19 protein-coding genes and 1 pseudogene are annotated in these 20,556 nt (G+C 65.8%); 6 read left to right on the forward strand and 14 right to left on the reverse strand.

Annotation, left to right across the window (positions count from 1 at the left end):
- Positions 1-149 precede the first annotated feature (149 nt).
- On the forward strand, positions 150-419 hold the full coding sequence (locus tag OSH10_RS00570; RefSeq protein ID WP_266329502.1) for a hypothetical protein: 270 nt from the start codon (positions 150-152) through the stop codon (positions 417-419).
- 49 nt (positions 420-468) lie between these two features.
- On the opposite strand, the gene OSH10_RS00575 is transcribed toward OSH10_RS00570, so the two are convergent.
- Positions 469-1,494, reverse strand: coding sequence for a hydroxyacid dehydrogenase (locus tag OSH10_RS00575; RefSeq protein WP_266329503.1), 1,026 nt, complete (start codon positions 1,492-1,494; stop codon positions 469-471).
- Between the two features lie 372 nt (positions 1,495-1,866).
- On the opposite strand from OSH10_RS00575, the gene OSH10_RS00580 reads away from it, so the two are divergent.
- Positions 1,867-2,232 carry a BA14K family protein gene (locus tag OSH10_RS00580; protein ID WP_407660643.1) on the forward strand — a complete coding sequence of 122 codons (366 nt, stop codon included), beginning with the start codon at positions 1,867-1,869 and terminating at the stop codon, positions 2,230-2,232.
- 144 nt (positions 2,233-2,376) lie between these two features.
- On the opposite strand, the gene ilvC is transcribed toward OSH10_RS00580, so the two are convergent.
- Both ilvC and OSH10_RS00590 read right to left on the reverse strand, forming a co-directional pair.
- Positions 2,377-3,396: a ketol-acid reductoisomerase gene (gene ilvC / locus OSH10_RS00585; RefSeq protein WP_266329504.1), complete on the reverse strand. Its 1,020-nt coding sequence runs from the start codon at positions 3,394-3,396 to the stop codon at positions 2,377-2,379.
- 14 nt (positions 3,397-3,410) lie between these two features.
- Positions 3,411-4,088 (reverse strand): TetR/AcrR family transcriptional regulator, encoded by a 678-nt coding sequence (locus OSH10_RS00590; RefSeq protein ID WP_266329505.1) that lies wholly within the window; start codon positions 4,086-4,088, stop codon positions 3,411-3,413.
- 236 nt (positions 4,089-4,324) lie between these two features.
- On the opposite strand from OSH10_RS00590, the gene OSH10_RS00595 reads away from it, so the two are divergent.
- Positions 4,325-5,377, forward strand: coding sequence for an LLM class flavin-dependent oxidoreductase (locus tag OSH10_RS00595; protein ID WP_266329506.1), 1,053 nt, complete (start codon positions 4,325-4,327; stop codon positions 5,375-5,377).
- A 169-nt stretch (positions 5,378-5,546) separates the two neighbouring features.
- Positions 5,547-6,800 (forward strand): glycosyltransferase, encoded by a 1,254-nt coding sequence (locus tag OSH10_RS00600; protein WP_266329507.1) that lies wholly within the window; start codon positions 5,547-5,549, stop codon positions 6,798-6,800.
- Here OSH10_RS00600 and OSH10_RS00605 read toward each other — a convergent pair.
- From OSH10_RS00605 to miaA, 7 genes are all read right to left on the reverse strand, one after another.
- Positions 6,742-7,674: a glycosyltransferase family A protein gene (locus tag OSH10_RS00605; protein WP_266329508.1), complete on the reverse strand. Its 933-nt coding sequence runs from the start codon at positions 7,672-7,674 to the stop codon at positions 6,742-6,744. The two genes, OSH10_RS00600 and OSH10_RS00605, sit on opposite strands and share 59 nt — an antisense overlap.
- A gap of 145 nt (positions 7,675-7,819) precedes the next feature.
- Positions 7,820-8,359, reverse strand: coding sequence for an acetolactate synthase small subunit (gene ilvN / locus OSH10_RS00610; protein ID WP_266329509.1), 540 nt, complete (start codon positions 8,357-8,359; stop codon positions 7,820-7,822).
- A gap of 182 nt (positions 8,360-8,541) precedes the next feature.
- Entirely contained in the window at positions 8,542-10,308 is a 1,767-nt protein-coding gene (locus OSH10_RS00615; RefSeq protein WP_266329510.1) for an acetolactate synthase 3 large subunit, read from the reverse strand.
- 300 nt (positions 10,309-10,608) lie between these two features.
- The gene (locus OSH10_RS00620; RefSeq protein WP_266329511.1) at positions 10,609-11,175 is read right to left on the reverse strand and encodes a hypothetical protein; all 567 of its coding nucleotides are present in this window, start codon (positions 11,173-11,175) and stop codon (positions 10,609-10,611) included.
- Between the two features lie 104 nt (positions 11,176-11,279).
- Complete coding sequence (locus tag OSH10_RS00625; RefSeq protein ID WP_266329512.1) at positions 11,280-11,882, reverse strand: hypothetical protein; 603 nt, start codon at positions 11,880-11,882, stop codon at positions 11,280-11,282.
- Positions 11,883-12,192: 310 nt separating this feature from the next.
- Entirely contained in the window at positions 12,193-13,773 is a 1,581-nt protein-coding gene (locus OSH10_RS00630) for a glucan biosynthesis protein (protein ID WP_266329513.1), read from the reverse strand.
- A gap of 223 nt (positions 13,774-13,996) precedes the next feature.
- On the reverse strand, positions 13,997-14,935 hold the full coding sequence (gene miaA / locus OSH10_RS00635; protein ID WP_266329514.1) for a tRNA (adenosine(37)-N6)-dimethylallyltransferase MiaA: 939 nt from the start codon (positions 14,933-14,935) through the stop codon (positions 13,997-13,999).
- On the opposite strand from miaA, the gene serB reads away from it, so the two are divergent.
- Both serB and OSH10_RS00645 read left to right on the forward strand, forming a co-directional pair.
- Positions 14,934-15,845 (forward strand): phosphoserine phosphatase SerB, encoded by a 912-nt coding sequence (serB, locus tag OSH10_RS00640; protein ID WP_266329516.1) that lies wholly within the window; start codon positions 14,934-14,936, stop codon positions 15,843-15,845. The two genes, miaA and serB, sit on opposite strands and share 2 nt — an antisense overlap.
- Positions 15,842-16,393, forward strand: a pseudogene (locus OSH10_RS00645) (GNAT family N-acetyltransferase). Before serB ends, OSH10_RS00645 begins: the two are co-directional and overlap by 4 nt.
- A gap of 226 nt (positions 16,394-16,619) precedes the next feature.
- On the opposite strand, the gene OSH10_RS00650 reads toward OSH10_RS00645, so the two are convergent.
- The 4 genes from OSH10_RS00650 to hflK form a co-directional block, all read right to left on the reverse strand.
- Entirely contained in the window at positions 16,620-18,113 is a 1,494-nt protein-coding gene (locus OSH10_RS00650) for a Do family serine endopeptidase (RefSeq protein ID WP_266329517.1), read from the reverse strand.
- An 85-nt stretch (positions 18,114-18,198) separates the two neighbouring features.
- Positions 18,199-18,384 (reverse strand): DUF2065 domain-containing protein, encoded by a 186-nt coding sequence (locus tag OSH10_RS00655; RefSeq protein ID WP_266329518.1) that lies wholly within the window; start codon positions 18,382-18,384, stop codon positions 18,199-18,201.
- Complete coding sequence (gene hflC, locus OSH10_RS00660; protein ID WP_266330345.1) at positions 18,381-19,403, reverse strand: protease modulator HflC; 1,023 nt, start codon at positions 19,401-19,403, stop codon at positions 18,381-18,383. Before hflC ends, OSH10_RS00655 begins: the two co-directional genes overlap by 4 nt.
- The gene (hflK, locus tag OSH10_RS00665; protein WP_266329520.1) at positions 19,403-20,530 is read right to left on the reverse strand and encodes an FtsH protease activity modulator HflK; all 1,128 of its coding nucleotides are present in this window, start codon (positions 20,528-20,530) and stop codon (positions 19,403-19,405) included. Before hflK ends, hflC begins: the two co-directional genes overlap by 1 nt.
- Positions 20,531-20,556 lie beyond the last annotated feature (26 nt).

Here is a 20,556-nt window from a genome sequence, read left to right on the forward strand (position 1 = left end):
CAGGACAGGCAGCCGCCTGGACGCGCTGCCTGTCCTGAGCGCCTCCCGGCGCTGTATCCAACCGCTGAGGGACCGCCGAGGTTTACCCCCGCTCGCGAATCCGGGATGCTGCAGTCAGTTTTCCTACAATCTGCAGCCTGCCGTTCCCCGTGTCGAAGAACCTCAAATATCTCGCCGTCTTCATCGGCATCGAAATCTTTCTGCTGATCGCGTTCATCTTCCGGGATGCGATCTGGAGCGCCAACCGAATCCCGGCGATCATGTCCCGCAACGAACGCCTGATCCGGCTGATCGTCGGAGACTGGGCCTTCGAGCGCTATATCGAGCTCTCGATCCTTCTCTCGATGGCGGTCTTCCTCCTGGCCATTGTCGGCACCATCCGGAAAATTCGCGAAGCGCAGCTTCAGCAGAGCCGCTAGGTGGAAGACCTCGAGAGGTCTCCCACCCTTGCGTGTCGTTGGGGTGGCTTCAGGTCACGCTGACGGGCTTCGAGCGCAGCCGGCTTGCCAGCGCCGGATCGGCGCGACGGCAGAGTTGCGGCGGCAGGCCGCGCAGGATCAGTTCCGCATCCGCGACCGCCATCCGGCCGATCGAAAACAGCGCGTCGACCGTGCCGCCGGTCCTGTGCGCGGAGAGCAGGATGCCCTCCATCTGGCGCACCGGGTCATCGGCCGGCACCGGCTCCTCCGGAAACACATCGGTTGCGACGCGGATATGGCCGGAGCGGACCGCGTCGAGCATGGCCGGAAAATCGACCACCGCCGCGCGGCTCATCAGCAGGAAGGCGGCGCCCTTCTGCATCAGCGCGAATTCGCGGGCGCCCAGGAAGCCCTGGTTCTCGCCCGTTACCGCCGCGAAGACGAACACGACCTGGCTGGTCGAAAGCAGTTCGTCCAGCGAGGCGGGCGTGCAGTCGTGGCGCTCGATGATCTCGTCCGGCAGCCAGGGATCGAACACCTTGACCGGATTGCGGAACGGCCGGATCAGCTCGCGCAGATTCTTGCCAAGATCGCCGAGGCCGATGATGCCGACCGAAGCGCCGGCGAAGCGGAACGTTTCGGCGTTGGCGGCGAGGCCATATTGCTCGGTGCCGGCGCGAAACGCGCGGTCCGCCGCCGTGATGCCGCGCGCCAGGTCGATCGCCATGCCGAGGGCGGCCTCCGCCACCGGGGCGGCAAAGGCCGAGCCCGGCGTCAGCACCCAGATGTTGCGTTCCTGGCAGGCCTGGTAGTCGATATTGGGCAGGAAGTTGGTCTCGACATTGATGACCCCCTTCAGCTTCTTCGCCCGGTCGAGCCGCTCACGCGGCAATGCCGTCTGGCCGAAGATCAGCACCGTCTCCGGCAGCAGCTCGTCAATTTGCGCGTCCGACATCGGCGCGTCTTCCGAGATCACCACCCGGCCCAGCTTTTCCAGCCGCGCGCGGACATCCGGCTCCATGATCAGATCCAGTGTCCGCGGCAGCGGATCGACCAGAATAATTCCCTCAGCCAAGGCACTTCCTCCCAATCTCGATTGGGCGTCAGCCTAGGCCAGTTTCCGCGCTCCGCGCCATCGGCTGATGCTTCACGAGCCACGATCCCCCGGCTTTTTGTGAGGATCGACGCCGGCCAGGATCGGCACGCGTCCCGCTTGCGCGGCCCCTCGATCGCCCGCCGACAGGCGGTCCCGCGCGCCGACATCCGCCGCGCCTGGGCCCGACGCGCCGAGTGCGTCTATTCTTGGTTTAAATTGGGTTAATTCAACAACGGGGATGCTACCCAAGGTAGTTCTACAACCAAAACCTGAAGTGAATCAGTCATAGTTTTGCCCCGATGCGCTCGGATATTCGCGTCATCACAGGCTTCACGAACAGGAGGCTTCACGATGAGAAGCTTCGTTACCGCGTCTCTCGCCGGCGTTCTCGGCATTCTTGCCGTTACGGCAACGGCTTCGACGGCGTCGGCGGACCGCTGGCACGGCGGCCCGCGCTATTATGGCCACTATCACCGCGACAATAGCGGCGCCGTCATTGGCGGCCTCGCCGCCGGCACGCTGCTCGGCCTCGGCATCGGCGCCATCGCGTCGCAGCCGCGCGCCTATGCCTACGATTACGAGGTTCCGCCGCCGCGCGGTGCCGCCTGGCGCGCGCATGTCGACTACTGCCTCGACCGCTACCGCAGCTACAGCCCGGAGACCGATACGTTCATCGGCGCCGACGGCTACGAATATCGCTGCCGCGGCTCCTACTGAGCCGTCGCTGCCCGGCATGCAAAAGCCCCGCGGGATCGCTCCCGCGGGGCTTTTTTGGTTCGATGGCAGGAACCCCCCTCCGAATGTCCCCTCTCCCGCGGACGGGAGAGGGTTGTGGCGAGGGGCTCGCCCGAAGCCGGAAGCTTAGTTGACGGACTTGTCGACCAGCTTGTTCTTGCCGATCCAGGGCATCATCTCGCGCAGCTTGGCGCCGACGGCCTCGATCTGGTGCGCGTCGTTGTTGCGACGGATGGCCTTGAAGCGCGACGCGCCGGCCTTGTATTCCTGCATCCAGTCGGAGGTGAACTTGCCGGTCTGGATGTCGGTGAGGACGCGCTTCATCTCGGCCTTGGTCTCGGCGGTGACGATACGCGGACCCGTGACATACTCGCCCCACTCGGCGGTGTTCGAGATCGAGTAGTTCATGTTGGCGATGCCGCCCTCATAGATGAGGTCGACGATCAGCTTCACTTCGTGCAGGCACTCGAAATAGGCCATTTCCGGCGCGTAGCCGGCTTCGACCAGCGTCTCGAAGCCAGCGCGGATCAGCTCGACCAGGCCGCCGCAGAGAACGGCCTGCTCGCCGAACAGGTCGGTCTCGCACTCTTCCTTGAAAGTGGTCTCGATGATGCCCGAACGGCCGCCGCCAACGCCACAGGCGTAGGAGAGAGCGAGGTCGAGCGCGTTGCCCGAGGCGTCCTGCGCGATGGCGACGAGGCAGGGAACGCCGCCGCCCTTCTGGTATTCGCCGCGAACCGTGTGGCCCGGGCCCTTCGGCGCGATCATGACGACGTCGACGGTCTTCTTGGCTTCGATCAGGCCGAAGTGAACGTTCAGGCCGTGCGCGAAGGCAATCGCGGCGCCGTCACGGATGTTGGCGGCGATGTCGTCCTTGTAGATGTCGGCCTGCAGTTCGTCGGGAGCGGCCATCATCATCAGGTCGGCCCAGGCGGCTGCCTCGGCGACGGTCATGACCTTGAAGCCATCGGCTTCGGCCTTGGCGACGGTGTTCGAGCCGGCGCGCAGAGCGACGACGACGTCCTTGGCGCCCGAATCCTTGAGGTTCAGCGCATGGGCGCGGCCCTGGGAGCCGTAGCCGATGATCGCGACCTTCTTGGACTTGATCAGATTGAGATCGGCATCGCGATCGTAATAAACGCGCATGAGGGTGTTCCTTTCTATCCCGTCCGTTCGTTTCCCGCGCCGGCTCTCTCTGGAGCCGGTCCGGTATTTTCTTCCGTGCCATAGAGCCGGAAAAATTCCTTGATGCCCTGCGCCGCGCGCTTCGCCGGCTCCTCGCCGTCCAGGCTGTCGCCCAGCAGCAGGCGCACATGCATGTCGCGCACGATCAGGCCGTACAGCGTGCGATAGGCCTCGCGCGTGTCGGCGAAGTCAAGCAGCCGCTCCCGCCGCCCGCTTTCGAGCAGCGCCGAAAGCCGCGTTTCGATCGGCCGGCGGCCATGCTCGCGCAAAAGCTGGCCGAGATCGGCCTCGCCGCGCTTGGCCTGGCCGATGGCGAGCCGGTTCAGCGCCAGCGACACGTCGCCGGCCAGCACCTTCAGCAGGGTGGCGGCGATCCCGGTCAGCTGCGCAACCAGCGCCCCCCGGCCCGTCGAGCCGGACCCCGCAGGCTCTGCCTTCACCTTGCTCGACTGGAAGGTAATCATCGCCGCCAGCAGGCCGTCGCGATCGCCGAACCACTTGTAGAGGCTTTCCTTCGAGCAGTTCGCGGCACGCGCCACGCCCGCCGTCGTCAGCGCCCGCTCACCCCCCTCGACCAGCAGGCCGAGCGCGCTTTCCAGAACGGCGTTCTGGCGCGGCGAATAAGCCTCGGCTGGGGGCAGTGTGTGGTTCATGCGACTTCCGGAACGTCCTTGGCGGGAGACGGGCAACCCGCCTCATGCTGCGGTGCAGCGTACCGTACGGTACGGTTCCAGTTGACTACAGCAAGCCCCGGAAGCGGTCAAGCTTCCCGATCGCCGAAACGCGACAGCCCGTTCACCGGAAGCGGTCTGGACGGCCGGGCTTGCCGGGTTCATAGCCATGGGACACAAGCGTCGCGCCCGTCCGAAGGCTGCCGCCGCGTCCGCCCATGGAGAGACAATTGCAGAAGAAAATCGGCTTCCTTTCCTTCGGCCATTGGCAGGCCGCCCGCGGCTCGCAGACGCGCACGGCGCAGGAATCCCTGCTCCAGGCGATCGATCTCGCCGTCGCCGCCGAGGAGATCGGCATCGATGGCGCCTATTTCCGCGTCCACCATTTCGCACGCCAGGCGGCGGCCCCCTTCCCCGTGCTGGCGGCGATCGCGGCGCGGACCAAGCGCATCGAGTTCGGCACTGCCGTCGTCGACATGCGCTACGAGAACCCGCTCTACATGGCCGAGGAGGCCGCGGCGACCGACCTGATCGGCGACGGAAGGCTGCAGCTTGGCATCAGCCGCGGCTCGCCCGAGCCGGCCGAGCGCGGCTGGGAGGCCTTCGGCTATGATTCCGGCGACGATCTGAGCGGCGCCGACCTCGCCCGTACCCACACCGAGCTGTTCCGCGCCGCGATCAAGGGCGCCGGCATCGCCAAGGCCGACCTGAAGATGACCGGCATGAACGGCCGGCTGGCGATCCAGCCACAATCGGCCGGCCTGCCGGAGCGCATCTGGTGGGGCGCCGGCACGCGCAAGACGGCGGTGTGGACCGCCGAGCAGGGCATGAACCTGATGAGTTCGACCCTGCTTTCGGAAGATACCGGCGTGCCGTTCAGCGAGTTGCAGGCCGAGCAGATCCAGCTCTATCGCGACGCCTGGAAGGCGGCCGGCTGGCAGCATGAGCCGCGCGTGTCGGTCTCACGCAGCGTGATGCCGATCGTCGATGACATCGACCGGATGTATTTCGGCGCCCGCGACGGCTCGGACCAGGACCAGGTCGGCTATCTCGGCGGCGGCATCGCCCGCTTCGGCAAGAGCTATATCGGCGCGCCGGACGTGATCGCGGCCGAACTGGCCAAGGACCAGGCCGTGCTCGACGCCGACACGCTGCTGCTGACGGTGCCGAACCAGCTCGGCGTCGCGTACAATGCCAAGTTGCTGAAGGCCATCGCCGACCACATCGCGCCGGCGATCGGCTGGAAGCGCGCGGAGGTGGAGCCGGCATAGCCGACACCCCACACAACCGCCGTCGACGGCACGTATCCAAGGTGGCGGTGGATAGGTTCCACACGCGCTTCCGCGACCTTGTGACATGCGCTACCGGTGGATTGACTTCAATCTTGAGGAATCGCTGCGGGACAGCATGCCTACGCCCCGACCCTTGGTGATCGTGATCATGCCGCCTTGGCCCAGAGGGGGAAGCGCCAACCTCTTCGAGGCCTCCGTAGCCGCCTATTCCGCGTCCGGGCGCGACGTTTACGCGCTCCTGGCGCCGGACAATCCGGCCAACGTCACGTGCGAGGCAGATCGGCGCTTCATGCTCGGCCAGATGTCGTTTTCAACGGCGATTGGCGTGGGCTTTCTCGTTCCCCCCTCGGCCTACCGCGCCCGCCTGCAGCGCAAGGTCCATCGCCTGCTCGGCCGCCGGCGAACCGCCATCGACTTCTGGGCCGCGAGCGTGGCGGCCCGGCAGCTTCCCGCCGAGCTCGAGATGCTGCTGCGCGAACGGCCCGTCGAGATCATCCACATCCACCACTGCTGGAACTTGAGGCTCGCGGCGCGGCTCGCCGCCGAAGCCGGCCGGCGATGGGGCAAGCGACCGAAGCTGGTCTGCGAAACCCATGATGTCCAGAGCGCTAACAAGGACGTGATCGCCGGCAGCCTGTGGCTGAATCCGAAGACCGACGTCTCCGCGCTGATCGCCTCCGAGATCCGCCTGTGCCAACTGGCGGATCTGCTGCTCCACATCAATGCCAGGGACGAGCAGGTCTTCCGCGAGCGCCTTCCGGCCTTGCGCCATGCCCTTGTCGAGCCGACCATCTCCCCTTCGACGGAAGCAGCGCTGTCGACCCTGCGCCGCCAGACGGCGCCGCCGGAAGGCAAGCTCGTCTACATCGCGACCGACAATTACTGGAACGTCGAGACGACGGTCTGGATCCTGGAGAGCGTCATTCCGCTCGCGCCCCGGCTTCGCGACCACATCCGGATCTACGGCCAGATTGGCGAAGGCGTTCGCCGCATCCGGCCGGACCTGTTCAACGCCAACGAGACACTCTTTCCCGGCTCCGTCGGGGCGGTCACCGAGGCCTATTCCGGCGCCAAGGGGATCCTGGTCCCGGCGCTCGGGGGAAGTGGCTCCTCGATCAAGCTATTGGAAGGTCTCTGCTCGGGCCTTCCCATGCTGGGGACATCCGCGGTCGTCCGCGGCCTGAGCCCCTATCAACTCGCCCGCATTCCGGTCCGCATCCATGACGACGCCGCCGCCTTCGCCCAGGCCGCGCTCGAGATCGTGGACGGAGCCTTCGGCCCCAGCGCCGAGGGCACGGAGATCTTCGATCGGCATTTCTCCAATACCGCCTACAAGGCACGGCTCAGCGCGATACTGGAGCTTGACCGCGCCAGCCGCGAGACTGGGATAGCCGCCGTCTGAAGCGCCGACGCTTCTTCCAGAGAAACCGGCGCCATCCGGCTCGTGCGGCCAGCAGGGACAGTCCGCCCGCCTGCAGGGTTCGCCGCGCCACCGCCCAGCGCTCGATCATGATCACGCAGATCGCGTCATATCGCGCGCGGCGGGTATCGGTCGGCAGCGCGGCGATCATCCGCTCCATCTGGTCGGCCCAGATCCAGTAATCTCTGGCGCTGGCAAGCGAGACGCTCATGGCATCGCCGTCCACGGTCGTTGCTGTCCGCTGGTGCACGATCACGGGCGCGCCGCCGGAATGCAGGAACGGTCCCTGGACGGCGACGCCGAACAGAAGCTTGCCGTCCTCGCCGGTTCGCCATAGCGCGTCGAAGCCGCCGGCCTTTCGGAAGCTGGACAAGCGGAAGACGCAGCACTGCACCAGCCCCCCGCCATTCTCCAGGACGAACAGAAAGGGATCGGCCGCGAACCGGCTCATGTCGTCCAGAGCATAGGGAAGCCCGTCCCGGAATGTCTGGCGATCGACAACGGCCCCGACCGCATCTGGCCGCTCGGCCAGTCTTTCCGCGCAACCCGAGAGAAAATCCGCCGGCCATTCGTCATCCGAATCGAGAAAGGCGACGTAGGCGACATCCTCGGCGATCCGCGCCGCTCCCGCATTGCGCGCGGCTGCGGGCCCGCCATTGGGGATCGTGACCACGTCCCAGGCGAAGCGGGCATTTTCCGTCAGCCAGCGCCGAGCCGACTGGGCGGTATCATCCTGGGACCCATCGTCCACGACGATCACCCGGGAAGGCGGATGCGACTGAGCGTTGACGCTCGCCAGCGCCCGCCGGATCAGGCCGGGTCGATTGTAGACAGGAATCACGACGGCGACATTCATTCCATGGCCCAACTCCTGAACCGATTGCCCGGATTGCAGGTTCGCGTCGCGAGACGATCCGGCAGACCGATCCAAGCCCCTCCCCTTACAAGGAAGGCCGCATCCTGCGATGCGACCCTCGTCGTCTTTCCGTTTTCCGGAAGCGTCAGGTGGCGTCCGGGCCGCGCGTGATGGCGGCGACGCCGGTGCGCGAGACCTCGACCAGGCCCAGCGGCTGCATCAGCAGGATGAACTGGTCCAGCTTGTCGGTGCGGCCGGTCAGCTCGAACACGAAGCTCTCCGTCGTCGCGTCGATGACGCGGGCGCGGAACGCGTCGGCGAGGCGCAGCGCCTCGACCCGGTCGTCGCCGGCGCCGCGCACCTTGATCAGCAGCAGTTCGCGCTCGATCGCCTTGCCGGTGACGGTCAGGTCGATGACCCGGTGCACCGGCACCATGCGCTCCAGCTGCGCCTTGATCTGCTCGATCACCTGGGGCGGGCCCATCGTCACGACGGTGATGCGCGAGCGATGCTTCTCGTGCTCGGTCTCCGAGACGGTCAGGCTCTCGATATTGTAGCCGCGCCCCGAGAACAGGCCGATGACGCGGGCTAGGACGCCCGGCTCGTTGTCGACAAGCACCGACAGCGTGTGCTGCTCGGTCTTATCCTTGCCTTCCTTGATCGCGTAGACGGATCCAGGCTGCATTTTGTTCTCCGCTTCTTCTTGTTCTGTCTGTCCGGGACGAAGCAAGCCCCTCACCCAACCCTCTCCCGCAAGCGGGCGAGGGCTATTCCGCCGGCGCCCTTCATCGACCTCGTGGCCGACTGGTGAGCGCCCCCTCGCCCGCTTGCGGGAGAGGGTCGGGGTGAGGGTCTTCCTGTCCAGCCCTAGACCAGTGCCTTGCCGGCCGCATCGATCGCATTGGCGATCGCCTCGTCCGTCGCGTCTTCCGGCAGCAGCATCTCGTTATGCGCCTTGCCCGAGGGGATCATCGGGAAGCAGTTGGCGAGATTGGCCACGCGGCAGTCGAACAGCACCGGCCCCCTGGCCGCGATCATCGCGTCGATCGCGCCTTCGAGCTCCGATGCCTTCTCGCAACGCATGCCGATGGCGCCGTAGGCTTCGGCCAGCTTGACGAAATCGGGCAGCGAATCCGTATAGGAATGCGACAGCCGGTTGCCATGCAGCAGCTGCTGCCACTGGCGCACCATGCCCATATACTGGTTGTTCAGGATGAACACCTTGACGGGCAGTTCATGCTGGATCGCCGTGGACAGTTCCTGGATGTTCATCAGGATCGAGGCGTCGCCGGCAATGTCGATGCAGAGCGCGTCGCGATGCGCCGTCTGCGCGCCGATCGCCGCCGGCAGGCCATAGCCCATCGTGCCCAGTCCGCCCGAGGTCATCCAGCGGTTCGGCTCGTCGAAGCCGAAATACTGCGCCGCCCACATCTGGTGCTGGCCGACTTCCGTCGAGATGTAGACGTCCTTGCCCCGCGTCCGCTCATAGAGCGTGCGGATCGCGTGCTGCGGCAGGATCGTCTCGCTGTTCTGGCGGAAGCCGAGGCTGTTGCGCGCGCGCCAGCGGTCGATTTCGCCCCACCAGCTCTTCAGCGCCGCCTTGTCGGGCTTGTGGCCGGCCGATTTCCAGGCCGCCAGCATCGCCTTCAGCACATGCGCGACGTCGCCGACAATGCCGATGTCGACGCGGACGTTCTTGTTGATCGAGGATGGATCGATGTCGATATGGATCTTCTTCGAGCCGGGCGAGAAGCCGTCGAGGCGGCCGGTGATGCGGTCGTCGAAGCGCGCGCCGACATTGATCATGACGTCGCAGTCATGCATCGCATTGTTGGCTTCATAGGTGCCGTGCATGCCGAGCATGCCGAGCCACTGCTTGTCGGTCGCCGGGAACGCGCCGAGGCCCATCAGCGTCGACGTGACCGGGAAGCCGGTCAGATGCGCCAGCTCGCGCAGCAGCTGCGAAGCCTCGGGGCCGGAATTGATGACGCCGCCGCCGGTATAGAAGATCGGCTTCTTCGCCCTGGCGATCATCTCGACGGCAGCCAGGATCGACGCCGGGTCGCCCTCGACCTGCGGGCGATAGGTCTTGTGCTCGACGCGGGTCGGGCCCTGATAGGTGCCAGTGGCGAACTGGACGTCCTTCGGAATGTCGACGACGACCGGGCCCGGGCGGCCCGAGCGCGCGACATAGAAGGCCTCGTGCAGGATGCGGCCGAGATCGTTGACGTCCTTGACCAGCCAGTTGTGCTTGGTGCAGGGGCGCGTGATGCCCACGGTATCGGCCTCCTGGAAGGCGTCCGAGCCGATCAGGTGCGTCGCGACCTGGCCGGTGATGCAGACCATGGGGATCGAATCCATCAGGGCGTCGGTCAGCGGCGTCACCATGTTGGTGGCGCCGGGGCCGGAGGTGACGAGCGCGACGCCGACCTTGCCGGTGGAGCGGGCATAGCCTTCGGCCGAATGCCCGGCGCCGCCTTCCTGGCGGACGAGGATGTGCTGGACCTTGTCCTGCTGGAACAGCTCGTCGTAGATCGGCAGTACAGCGCCGCCGGGATAGCCGAAGAGGTGCTCCACGCCCTGGTCGATCAATGCCTGAACGACCATCTCTGCGCCGGTCATCTGCCGTGTCATCATTTCGCTCCGTCGCGGACGCTCATCGCCGGGTCCGCCTTTTGTCAGTTCCATCAAGCCAATAAAAAAGGCCCTCTCGGGGCCCATTTTCGCGCACTACCTATCGTGACGGCTTTAGACCATCAGGCAGTGCGCTCTCTAAGTACAATAACGTCGCGGCGGATCATGTCCGGGCCCCTCGAATTGAATTCGCCGGAACATGGCGCAGCGCCGGGGAGCCGTCAACCCCCGGAGAAGAAAATTGCGCAAAAGGGGTGTTTGGATTGCGGGAAATTAGGGGGAGTCGTGGCCTCAGTTCCCTCAGATTAGCGCTTCAGCACGTGCATCCCGAGACTCGCTCATCAAATAGTCAAGATCAGCGCCATCCCCACTCCGGCCACCATCGACAGATATAGTCTTTGACCTTCCTATCTCTTTCTGAGCAAGCGAGACAAAATTCATCAGACAGTCTTTCGAGATCTCGCCCATTATAAATCTCTCTTCCTCGCTGGCTTGTACCCAAGCAGCAGAAATCTGATGCGCGACTACAATGTGATCAAGAATTTCAGGACGGTATCCGCGGTATGCCGAAGGCTTTTCAGAGCCCCAATCATTAATTACCTCATTCATGAATAACAGGCGCCCCTGCTCGATTAATATCGATGTGCGGAACATGATCTCAATAATTCTGGCGCGTGTCAGTTGATCCTCCAATTGAAGCGACCTAGGCGAACTAATCAATACCAGGGATTGCAACACAGAAATCACCTCGTTCGACCATGAAAACACGTCCCCAGTTCGCAATTCAGCGCGCTGACGTTCTTGCCACACCCAGACAAGCCCCACTATGCCAACCAGAACAGATATGACCGATACGAAAATCTCCAAGTTCATCCCCTCCGAGCCGCTTCAAGATCGATACCGAACAACCTAGAGCCGGTCGGGCTCAAGTCGCAAATCTCCCAACACATTTTCAACGACTCAACCAAGATCTACCGCAAATCCGCCTCCGGATAGGCCCGGCTGACCTGGCAGCGGGTGGTGCCCGAGCAGAGGAACAGGAGCGTGCCGTCCGGCCAGCAGGGTTCGGCGGCGAAGCGGGCCTCGGGCACCATGACGACCAGCAGGCGGAAGGCGATGGCGCCGGAGCCGTCGGCCGGCAGCGCCGCATAGACGCCGAGGCGGTCGCCGCCGGCGCGCTGGATCGATCCGGCGAAGATGGCGCCGCGATCGATGCGGCCGCCGACCCGGTCGATGCCGGCCTTGCAGAGGCGAAAGCCCGGCGGGGTCTCGAAGGCGGCATAGAAGCTGTTGCCGCGCCGGCGCAGGATTTTCGCCGTGCCGCGATAGGGGCCGGCGACGAGCATCGGCTTCAGGAAGCGCGTCGCCGCGCGGGCCGGATCGGGATCGTCGCCGCAATCGAAGCCGAGCGCCCGGCAGCCGGAAGCGGCCCGCTCCGGATCGAGCTCGCGCCAGCCCTCGACGCGCCGGGCGGGACTGCCGAGGCGAAATTCCTCGAGATAGACGCGCGCCGCCTCCCCGGCCGAAGCGCCGTTCGCCAGCAACCACAGGAGGAGGCCAATGCAGCTGCGCATGTTCACCCTCGCGCCTATTTTAGCGCGATTGGGGCCGGATTAGGCTTCTTAATTCAGGGAAGGCAGGAGGCAGGCGCGGCGGCGGTCTCCGGGATTGCGTGGGGAAGAAAGCCCCTCACCCCGACCCTCTCCCGCCACGCGGGAGAGGGGGCGCGCCGGACCACGCGGCGTCCGTCGAGCCCCACCGGCCGAAAAGCCCTCTCCCGCGCGCGGAAGAGGGTTGGGTGAGGGTCTTGCTTTCTATGCGGTAAGCAAAAGGCCCGCCGGAGCGACCGGCGGGCCATTGTCTTCACACGAGAACCGGCCGGGATCAGGCCTTGTCGCCGTGGCCGTTGGCGGGGAAGAACTGGTAGAGCCAGGTTTCGGTCAGCGCCGCGCCGTCCTTGTCGCGGACGAACATCCGCATGTCGATCGGCTCGCTGCCATGCGCCATCAGGTCGAAGAAGACGCGATAAACGCCCTTCTCCCCGGCAACGACGGGATAGGCGTCGGAGAGCGTGACATTGCCGCGCGAGACGGTGATGTCGGCCTTGCCGTCGCCGCGCTTCAGATCGGCCACCTTGGGGCCGGTGAAATCGACGACGAAGCGCACCGCGCCCTCGGGACGCGGCTGGCCGGGAATGCCGCCGACGCCGTGATAGGTCGACTGCACGCGGCCGAGATCGGTCGGGTTCGGCTCGTCGCTATCCCAATAGAGCTTGTAGCCGAAATCGAGCGGACGCCCGGCCAGCACAGGCTCGGTCGGCACCCAGTAGACGACGATGTTGTCGTCGATCTCGCGATCGGTCGGGATCTCGACGAGCTGGACGGCGCCCTTGCCCCATTGGCCCTTCGGCTCGACCCAGACGCTGGGGCGGCGGTCGTAGAACACGCCGTCGTCCTGGAAATGGTCGAAGTTGCGGTCGCGCTGCAGGAAGCCGAAGCCGCGCGGATCCTTGTCCTGGAAGCTGTTGGTCATGACGCTGGGCGGATTGTTGAGCGGACGCCAGATGCGCTCGCCCGTGCCGGTCCACATGCCGAGGCCGTCGCTGTCATGCACTTCCGGGCGCCAGTCGATCGCCTGGCGGCGCATGGTCTCGGAATACCAGTACATCGAGGTCAGCGGCGCGACGCCGAGGCGCGCGATCTGCCGGCGCGGGAACAGCTTGCAGTCGATGTCCATCACCACGCCCTTGGTGACGGGGTCCTTGGTGCAATCCATCCGGTAGGCGCCGGTCAGACTCGGGCCGTCGAGCAGGCAATAGACGATGACGCGGCCATCCTGGCCGAGCACGCGCTCCAGCCAGAAGCCGGTGAAGCGCGGGAACTCCTCCGGCTCCGGCATGGCGGTGTTGACGGCGATGCCGCGCGCCGAAAGGCCGTACTGGTCCTGGGAGCCGGACGAGCGGAAATAGGAGGCGCCGAGGAAGGCGAGCCAGTCGCTGGTCTGCGACGGCATCTCGATGCGGAAGCCGGCAAAGCCGATATCGTCCGGCAGGGCGCGGGCCGGATGGCCCTCGGGCATGTCGAAGGCGCTGCGGCGATAGAGGATTTCGCGCGACTGGCCGTCATCCACGACATGGACCGAGGCCGGTTCCTGGAAATACTTGCCGAGATGGAAGAGCTGGATCGGATCGCCGCCCTTGCCATCGGCCCAGAGCGCATGGTCCCGACGAAACACGATGCTCTGGAAATTGTCATAGTCGATCTTGTCGAGGATATCGCCATGCGGCGACCGGTCGACGACGAAGGGGCGGCTCGCCTTGTCGGCGGCCAGTTCCTTGATGCGATCGAAGGAGAAGGGCTCGGGCGGCCCAAGAACCAGGCCGGCATCCTCGGCCGAGGCCGCCGCCGAAGCGTGGCCGGCACCGGAAAGGGAAACTGCGGCAAAGGCCGACAGGAAAGTCAGCATTGCGTCTCGACGCGTCGGTTGGACCATGTCCGCTCTCATCATGAAAAGATCGCGGCGCATTCCAGCAAGGCGCCGCAAAACCACAATCGGATAGCACGGTTCCGCAGCGTTGCGCAGGGTTGCCATCGCGCCGGACCGATCTATTCAGACTATCCCGCACAGACAAGACCACATCGTGGCGAAAAGCCGGGCCATGTTCTTGGGCCGGCCCGACATGTTCTGCTCAGCCGGGCGGCAATGCCCCGATCACGACGGGCGTCGCGCCCGGCGCCAGCCGGTCCCAATCCGCCATCTGGTTGCGAAACCAGGTCCCCTGCCGCTTGGCGTAGCGGCGCGTTTCCATCTTGGCCCGCCCGATCGCCTCGTCGAGCGGGAGTTCGCCGGCAAGGTGGGCGCCGAATTCGCGAACGCCGATCGCCTTCATCGCCGGCAGCGCCGGATCGAGGCCGAGCGCCAGCAGCGCCTGCGCCTCGGCCATGCCGCCGCGCGCGACCATGATGTCGAAACGCCGGCCGATCCGCGCATAGAGCTCGGCCCGCTCCGGCTCGAGCACGATGCGACGCACCGCCCCGGCCTCGACCAGCGGCGGCGCGCCGGTCGCCTGCTGCCAGGCGCCGATCGTCCGGCCGGTCGCCTCCACCACCTCCAGCGCGCGGACCACGCGGGTGCGGTCGAGCGGCGCGAGCCGCGCCGCGCTTTCCGGATCGCGCGTTTCAAGCGCCGCATGCAACGCGGGCACGCCTTCGGCATCGGCACGCGCCTCGATCGCGGCGCGAAGCTCGGCGGGAATCGGCGGGATCGCGGAAAGGCCTTCGGTCAGCGCCTTGAAATAGAGCCCGGTGCCGCCGACGACGATCGGCAGCTGCCCGTCCTCCCAGGCCGCTTCCAGCGCGATCTTCGCATCCTCGCGCCAGCGCGCCACCGAATAGCGCTCGCTGGCCGCGACATGGCCATAGAGCCGATGCGGCGCCTGCGCTTCCTCCTCCGCGTCGGGACGGGCGGAGAGAATGCGCAGCTCGCGGTAGACCTGCATCGAATCGGCATTGATGACGACGCCGCCCTGCGCCCGCGCCAGCTCGATCGCCAGCGCCGACTTGCCGCTCGCGGTTGGCCCGGCTATCAGGACAGCAGGTTTCCTCGTCGCAAAGTTCAGGTTCCCCATGCCGTCCGATACCGCTCCGTTCGAATACGTCGCCACGTTCATAGCACGGCCCGAACACGCGGCATCGCTTTCGGAGGTTGTGGATGAGGCGGCGGGCCTGCCGGGCGCCGGCCGGCCGGACTGGCTCGGCGATGGCGAGGCCTGCGACATCCCCCTGCCTGCCACCGAAGACAGCCTCGGCGCCATCCGGGACGACCTGTTCCAGATGATCGATGGGCGCCCCGTCGATGTGGTGACGCAGCCCGTCACCGGACGGCGCAAGAAGCTGCTGATCGCCGACATGGATTCGACCATGATCGGCCAGGAATGCATCGACGAGCTCGCCGACATGGCGGGGCTGAAGCCCTATGTCGCCGCGATCACCGAGCGCGCCATGCGCGGCGAGATCGCCTTCGAGCCGGCCCTGCGCGAGCGCGTCGGCCTGCTGAAGGGCCTGCCGCTCTCCGTCATCGACACGGTGCTGGCCGAGCGCATCCAGCTGATGCCGGGCGGCCCGGCGCTGATCCGCACCATGAAGGCCGCCGGCGCCTACGCCGCCCTGGTTTCGGGCGGGTTCACGCTGTTCACCGGCCCGGTAGCGGCGCAGATCGGCTTCGACGAGAACCGCGCCAATATCCTGAACCACGAGGACGGCGTGCTGACCGGGACGGTCGAGGAGCCGATCCTCGGCCAGGAAGCCAAGCTGTCGGCGCTGATGGACCTCGCCCGCCGCTTCTCGCTGTCGAAGCACGAGACGCTGGCAGTCGGCGATGGCGCCAATGACCTCGCCATGATCCGCGCCGCCGGTCTCGGCGTCGCCTATCATGCCAAGCCCAAGGTCGCCGCCGAGGCTGCCGCCCGGATCGACCATAACGACCTCACCGCCCTGCTCTACGCCCAGGGCTATCGCAAAAGCGAATTCGCCGGATGAACCCGATCGCGACGGAACGTCTGCGGCTGCGCCGCTGGCGGGACGCCGACCGGGAACCCTTCGCCGCGATGAGCGCCGACCCGGCGGTGATGGAGTTCTTTCCAGCCCCCCTTTCCCCGGAGGAGGCCAACGCCTTCATCGATCGCATCGAGGCGCATTGGGACGCGCACGGCTTTGGCAATTACGCCCTCTAGGAACGCGCCACCGGGGCGTTTGTCGGCCTGACCGGCCTGTTCGAGGTGTTTCCCGAGGCGCATTTCGCGCCGTCGGTGGAAATCGGCTGGCGCCTGGCGCAGCCGTTCTGGGGCCAGGGCTATGCGCGCGAGGCGGCAAGTGCCGTGATCGACTCGGCGTTTGCCGATCATGATTTCCCGGAGATCGTCGCCTTCACGGCGGTGCCGAACCTCCGTTCGGCAGGGCTGATGCAGCGCCTCGGCATGAGCCGCGACCGTGCCGATGATTTCGACCATCCTGCGGTCCCCGAGGTGCATCCACTGCGGCGGCATGTGCTCTACCGCCTGTCGCGCGCGGATCACGAGCGGCGGTAAAGGGCGGAAAGCCCCTCACCCAGCCCTCTCCCGCAAGCAGTAGAGGAACTCGTCGGACCCGGCCTCCTCCATCGAGTCCATACCGGCCAAATAGGCGAAGCAGCCCTCCAAAAGCCCTCGCCCGCGTGTGGGAGAGGGTTGGGTGAGGATCTTGCTTTGATCCGCTGGCGGAATGCTGAGAAGGGACGACGCCCTTCACCTCTCCCGAAGGAGAGGCGACAAGCGGCTACTCGTCCAGCTTCAACGGCACGAAACGCAGCTCACCCGCGGTGTTGGCGATCAGGAACAGAGCCGATTTGCGGCCGTCCTTCTTCAGCGCGTCGATGCGCGTGGAGATATCGGAGGGCTTCGAGACCGGCTCCTGCGACACCTCGACGATCACCTCGCCAGCCGCGATCCCCTTTTCCGCTGCAGAACTGCCGACCCCGACATCGGTCACCACCACACCCTTCACCTCCGGGGCGATCGAATACTGCTTGCGCAGATCCGGGGTCAGTTCCGACAGCGTCAGGCCGAGCAACTCGGTCACCGCAGGCTTGGGCGGCTCGATCGGCGTCGTGGTCTGCTTCTCCTCGGTCTTCGCAACGTCCTCGGTCAGGCGGCCGACCTTGACCTTGAGGGTGGTCTGCTTGCCCTTCCGGATCACGACGAGATCGACGACCTTGTCGATGTCGGCATCCGCGACCAGACGCGGCAGGTCGCGCATCTCGCCCACCGGCTTGCCATCGAAGGAAACGACGACGTCGCCCGGTTCGACACCGGCCTCCGCCGCAGGGCCCTTCTCCGTCACGCCGGCCACCAGCGCGCCGCGCGCCGGGCCCATGCCGAGACTTTCGGCGATCTCGTCCGTCACCTGCTGGATGCGCACGCCAAGCCAGCCCCGCCGCGTCTCGCCATACTGGCGGATCTGGTCGACCACATGCACGGCCGCGTCCGAGGGAATGGCGAAGCCGATGCCGATCGAGCCGCCCGAAGGCGAAATGATCGCGGTGTTGATGCCGATGATCTCGCCAAGCTCATTGAACAGCGGGCCACCCGAATTGCCCCGGTTGATGGCGGCGTCGGTCTGGATGAAATTGTCGTAAGGACCGGAATTGATGTCGCGGTTGCGCGCCGAGACAATACCGGTGGTCACGGTGCCGCCGAGGCCGAACGGATTGCCGATCGCCATCACCCAGTCGCCGACCCGCATCTTGTCGGAATCGCCGAATTTCAGCGCCTTGAGGGGCTTGGCAGCCGTCGGCTTCACCTGCAGGACGGCGATGTCCGTCTTTTCATCGCGACCGATCAGGGTCGCGGTCAGCTTCGAGCCATCGTTGAAGTTGGCGATGATTTCGTCGGCGCCATCGATGACGTGATTGTTGGTGATGATGACGCCGGACGCGTCGATGACGAAGCCGGAGCCGAGCGACTGCACCTTGCGCGGGGGCGCGTTGGTGGTGCCGTCCTTCTGCTTGTTGAAGAACTCGTCGAAGAATTCCTGGAACGGCGAACCTTCGGGGGCCTGGGGTGCGGGAATGCCGCGCGCGCCCTCCACGGTCTGCGATGTCGAGATATTGACGACGGAATCAACCAGACCGGCGGCGAGGTCCGCCACCGAATCCGGCCCTTGCTCGGCCCAGGCGGGCGGGGCGAAGGTCGCGGGTGCCGCAGCCGTCAGGAACGCGCCCAGCGTGGCCGCAAGGCACAGGCGATAGGTCTTCATTTTGGCCGCGGCCATCTGCATCTCTCCTCTGGCGTCATCGTCGAGCCTGGCACGACGGCGACTTCGATACATCTAGCGCACGGCGCTTCTGCGCCGAGTGTCAATTCCGCGCGAGCCATACTATGGCAACCCCGAGGGCAAGCGCCACAAGCCCGCATCCCCGCAGTGCAGAGTCTGATGCGGCAATGCCTTGCCGCATCAGGATTTTCGCAAGGACCGGCGCCAACGCGTAGAACGCGCCCTCGATGACGAGGACGAGTCCCAGCGCGGTGACGAACGCCGTCAAGGCGTTGTGTCAGACGCTGCATCGGCCGGAGCCGGAGTAGCAGGACCAGCCTCCGCCGCCTCCGGCGCTGGCGACACTGGCGTTGCATCCGCAGCGGGAGCCGAGACCGGCGCCGGCTTGCCGGGCGTGCTCCGCTCGGGCACCGGCAGAGCGTTGCCGCTCGGGTCGGTCAGGTAGCGGAAGAAGGGCGACGTCGGCGAGATCACCATCCGCGTCGTGCCGGCCTTCATGCCGTCCTGGTAGGCCTGCATCGAGCGGTAGAACGAGAAGAAGTCCGGATCCTGCTCGAAGGCGCCCGCGAAGATGCGGTTGCGCTCGGCGTCGCCGTCACCCTTGATCTCGTCGGCGCGCTGGTTGGCCTCGGCCACGATCACCGTTGCCTGCCTGTCGGCCTGGGCCCGGATGGTCTTGGCGGCCTGCTCGCCCTGCGCACGGATGTCCGTCGCTTCGCGCTGGCGCTCCGTCTGCATGCGCTGATAGACAGCCTGGCTGTTTTCCGGCGGCAGATCGGCGCGACGGATGCGAACGTCGACGACGTCAACGCCGAGGCTTCGTCCTTCGCGGTTCACCTGGTCGGTGATCTGGGCCATCAGCGGTGCACGGCCTTCGCGCACGATGCTGGCGAATTCCATCTGGCCGGCGGCGCCGCGAATGGCGGAATTCAGCACCACCGCCAGACGCGATTCCGCGACCGGGATCGAGCCGGCAGCCTGGAAGAACAGCAGCGGATCGACGATCTTGTAGCGTCCGAACGCGTCCATCACGAGCCGCTTCTGGTCGCGGGCGATCACTTCGATCGGCGGCGATTCGATGTCGAGCAGACGCTTGTCCAGCATCACGACATTGTCGATCAGCGGGATCTTGGCGTAGAGGCCGGGAGTGGTCACGACGCGAACCGGATTGCCGAAGCGCAGCACCAGGGCCTGGTGGGTCTGATCGACGATGAAGAGGCCCGAATAGGCGACAATCGCGACGATGATGACGATGACGAGGCCAAGCCCGCCGAAAATACGACCGATCACTGCGAGCCTCCCTGCTTGGCGGTAGGAGGCGCGCCCTGCAGCGCAGGCAACGGCATGTACGGCACCACGCCACTCCCCTTCTCGTCGACGATGATCTTGTCCATGTCGGCGAAGACGCCGGAAAGCGTATCCAGATAGATTCGCTCGCGCGTGACGGCGGGCGCCGCCTTGTAGGACTCATAGACCTTCACGAAACGATCGGCCTGACCCTTGGCTTCGGCGATGATCTGGTCGCGATAGGCGTTGGCGGCTTCCTCGATCTGCGAGGCCTGCCCGCGCGCGCCCGGGATGATCCGGTTGGCGTAGGTCTTGGCTTCGTTCTGCACGCGGTCCTGATCCTGCTCGGCCGCCTGAACGTCGCGGAACGAGTCGATGACCTCGGCCGGCGGTCCGACGTTGAGAAGCTGAACCTGCGTGACGAGAATACCGGCGCCATACTGGTTGAGCTTGTTCTGCATCAGTTCCTGGGCCGAAGCCTGGATGCCGAGACGCTCTTCGGTCAGCACGCGCTGGATGTCCGAACGGCCGATGATCTCGCGCATGACGCTTTCCGCCGTCGCCTTGACCGTACCTTCGGGATTCTGGACGTTGAACAGATACTTGCTGGCGTCGTTGATGACCCAGAATACGGAGAAATCGACGTCGACGATGTTCTCGTCGCCGGTCAGCATCAGGCTTTCCTGCGGAACGTCGCGGCCATTTGCGCCGGTGTTCCGATCGTCCTGAATCGTGCCGACCGTGGTCCGGTTCACACGCGTGACCTGCGGCGTGTACACGGCTTCGATCGGATAAGGCAGGCGGAAGTTCAGGCCGGGAGGAGCGCTGCGCTGGTACTGGCCGAAACGCAGGACGACGCCCTGCTCGTCCGGCTCGACGCGGAAGGTGAAGAAATTATAGCCCAGGAAGGCCACGACCACCGCCAGGATGGCGACGAAGAGCACGGGATTGAAACCGCTGCCCGAACCGCCACGGCCCGGCAGAACCTGTTTCAGCTTGTCCTGGCTACGGCGAAGGAGTTCCTCGAGATCTGGCGGATTCGGACCATTGCCACGCGGGCCCTGACCCCAGGGACCGCCGTTGCCGCCACCTTTCCATCCGCCGCCCGTCTGGTTGCTCCAGGGCATCTTCGCTCCTTCATTGTGTAACAATA

It is taken from the genome of Kaistia defluvii (genome assembly GCF_026343955.1).
Taxonomy (GTDB): Bacteria; Pseudomonadota; Alphaproteobacteria; order Rhizobiales; family Kaistiaceae; genus Kaistia; species Kaistia defluvii.

Excerpts from the sequence above, each read along its gene's own strand:
- OSH10_RS00580 (WP_407660643.1), top strand. The coding sequence starts at position 1,867 with ATGAGAAGCTTCGTTACCGCGTCTCTCGCCGGCGTTCTCGGCATTCTT.
- ilvC (WP_266329504.1), bottom strand. The coding sequence starts at position 3,396 with ATGCGCGTTTATTACGATCGCGATGCCGATCTCAATCTGATCAAGTCC.
- OSH10_RS00590 (WP_266329505.1), bottom strand. The coding sequence starts at position 4,088 with ATGAACCACACACTGCCCCCAGCCGAGGCTTATTCGCCGCGCCAGAAC.
- OSH10_RS00595 (WP_266329506.1), top strand. The coding sequence starts at position 4,325 with ATGGAGAGACAATTGCAGAAGAAAATCGGCTTCCTTTCCTTCGGCCAT.
- OSH10_RS00600 (WP_266329507.1), top strand. The coding sequence starts at position 5,547 with ATGCCGCCTTGGCCCAGAGGGGGAAGCGCCAACCTCTTCGAGGCCTCC.
- OSH10_RS00605 (WP_266329508.1), bottom strand. The coding sequence starts at position 7,674 with ATGAATGTCGCCGTCGTGATTCCTGTCTACAATCGACCCGGCCTGATC.
- ilvN (WP_266329509.1), bottom strand. The coding sequence starts at position 8,359 with ATGCAGCCTGGATCCGTCTACGCGATCAAGGAAGGCAAGGATAAGACC.
- OSH10_RS00615 (WP_266329510.1), bottom strand. The coding sequence starts at position 10,308 with ATGACACGGCAGATGACCGGCGCAGAGATGGTCGTTCAGGCATTGATC.
- OSH10_RS00625 (WP_266329512.1), bottom strand. The coding sequence starts at position 11,882 with ATGCGCAGCTGCATTGGCCTCCTCCTGTGGTTGCTGGCGAACGGCGCT.
- OSH10_RS00630 (WP_266329513.1), bottom strand. The coding sequence starts at position 13,773 with ATGCTGACTTTCCTGTCGGCCTTTGCCGCAGTTTCCCTTTCCGGTGCC.
- serB (WP_266329516.1), top strand. The coding sequence starts at position 14,934 with ATGCCGTCCGATACCGCTCCGTTCGAATACGTCGCCACGTTCATAGCA.
- miaA (WP_266329514.1), bottom strand. The coding sequence starts at position 14,935 with ATGGGGAACCTGAACTTTGCGACGAGGAAACCTGCTGTCCTGATAGCC.
- OSH10_RS00650 (WP_266329517.1), bottom strand. The coding sequence starts at position 18,113 with ATGGCCGCGGCCAAAATGAAGACCTATCGCCTGTGCCTTGCGGCCACG.
- hflK (WP_266329520.1), bottom strand. The coding sequence starts at position 20,530 with ATGCCCTGGAGCAACCAGACGGGCGGCGGATGGAAAGGTGGCGGCAAC.